This is a genomic window from Streptomyces niveiscabiei, assembly GCF_001419795.1.
GTDB classification, from domain to species: Bacteria; Actinomycetota; Actinomycetes; order Streptomycetales; family Streptomycetaceae; genus Streptomyces; species Streptomyces niveiscabiei.
Genome location: NZ_LIRL01001234.1, coordinates 1 through 1,729, shown reverse-complemented (window position 1 = coordinate 1,729; position 1,729 = coordinate 1). Strand labels below are relative to the sequence as shown.

Below are 1,729 nucleotides of genomic sequence, written 5' to 3'. Positions count from 1 at the left end.
CAGCACCACCGCGCGGCGCGCGTCGAACGCCTCGACGTCCCGGAACTGGAGGTCCTGCGCGCCGCGCGGTGGTGCTGGCGATCGGCGAGGGTGAGGCGTCGCGGATCTACCGCACGGACGACGGCGGGGCGACGTGGACGGAGTCCTTCCGCAACACCGACGCGCGCGCGTTCTACGACTGCCTGGCCTTCTTCGACCGCCGCCACGGCCTCGCGATGAGCGACCCCGTGGACGGACGGTTCCGCATCCTGTCCACCGCCGACGGCGGACGCACCTGGACCGTCCTCCCGGACACCGGCATGCCGGCCGCCCTGGACGGCGAGGCGGGCTTCGCGGCGAGCGGCCAGTGCCTCGTGACCTCCGGCCCGCGCGACGTCTGGCTGGCGACCGGCGGCGCAGCGCACGCGCGCGTACTCCACTCCGCGGACCGGGGCCGCACCTGGACCGCTGCCGACACCCCGATCCCCGCCGCCGACCCGGCCCGAGGCGTCTTCGCCGTGACGTTCCGCGACCCCCGCCACGGGATCGCGGTGGGCGGCGACTACCGCCCCGATCAGCCCTCCCCGCGAGCGGCGGCCGTCACCACGGACGGGGGCCGCACCTGGCGCCCCGCCGCCGCACCCCCGCCGTCCTACCGCTCGGGCGCCGCCTGGCTGCCCCACGCCCGCGCGACGGCCCTGGCCGTGGGCCCCACCGGCACCGACATCACCACGGACGCGGGCCGCACCTGGCGCCCCCTGGCCCCCGGCTCCTTCGACACGGTCACCTGCGCGCCGGACCGTACCTGCTGGGCGGCGGGCGAACAGGGGAGGGCGGCCCGCCTGGAACGCTGACCCCGCGTCGTGCGCGGGGTCGACGGGCCGGCTCACCGGGCGGCACACGGGGCGACGGCGGGTTCAGGCCGCGTAGACCCTGCCCTGCTTCACCAGGTAGTGCACGGGGTCCGAGCAGCCGAGGGAGGGCGTGAGCAGCAGGCTCACGGTCAGCGGCGCGGGCTCGGTGCTCGCGGTCGAGAACTGACAGACCGCGCCCTTGCCGGTGAGCGGGTACCAGAACCAGCCGTCGACGTCGCCCACGGTGACGCGGTCCGACTCCGTCCAGGCACCGCCCGCCTGCGTGTAGACCTGCAACCGCACGGAGGCGGCGTACTCGTCCTCCGTCGAACGCAGCGCGGTCAGGGTGATCCGGTAGTCGGAGCCGAGGGTGGACGAGGCGATCTCCCGCGTCTGCGGCGGGATGGCGACGGCCGCGTTCGAAGCGCCCGCGCCGGCGGCGCCGAGGCCGGCCGCCATCAGCAGGGTGAGGGCCGCGGCGGTGCCGCGGCGGGTACGAGTGCGTGTCGAGTTCATACGTTCCCCCGTGGAACGAGTTGGTCCGGAACATCGGAATGTTCCGTTGTCAGTGAAGACGCGTCAGATGGTTCGAAGGTTGCACAGCGATCCCCGTGGGGCCGGTCCACGCGGGCCACGGCACGCTCCTGCGTCGCGCGTGGCCCCGCCACCGGGCGCGCCCTCGTGCTGCCCCACCCCGTACCCTCGACCCACCATGACGACCGTACAGATCCCCGCCGACTGGCCCACCACCGAAGCGGAAGCCCGAGCCGTGCAGGACACCCTCCGCGCGCGCGTGGTGCTCGACGAACCCGGCCCGCCGCCGGGCACGGGACACGTCACCGGCGTGGATGTCGCCTACGACGACGAGCGGGACGTCGTCGCGGCGGCGGCCGTCG

General features: G+C 75.3%; 2 protein-coding genes and 1 pseudogene. 2 read left to right on the top strand and 1 reads right to left on the bottom strand.

The annotated features are described in order from the left end of the window. Positions 1-833 (top strand): WD40/YVTN/BNR-like repeat-containing protein (locus AOK24_RS51930; RefSeq protein WP_055725214.1); only part of this gene is annotated, 833 nt, incomplete at its 5' end. 63 nt (positions 834-896) lie between these two features. On the opposite strand, the gene AOK24_RS42510 is transcribed toward AOK24_RS51930, so the two are convergent. Next, a complete protein-coding gene (locus tag AOK24_RS42510; protein WP_055725213.1) occupies positions 897-1,349 on the bottom strand; it encodes a hypothetical protein in 453 nt (150 codons plus the stop codon). Positions 1,350-1,545: 196 nt separating this feature from the next. Here AOK24_RS42510 and AOK24_RS42505 point away from each other — a divergent pair. After that, positions 1,546-1,729 (top strand): annotated as a pseudogene (locus AOK24_RS42505) (endonuclease V); the annotation flags it as partial.

Excerpts from the sequence above, each read along its gene's own strand:
- AOK24_RS42510 (WP_055725213.1), bottom strand. The coding sequence starts at position 1,349 with ATGAACTCGACACGCACTCGTACCCGCCGCGGCACCGCCGCGGCCCTC.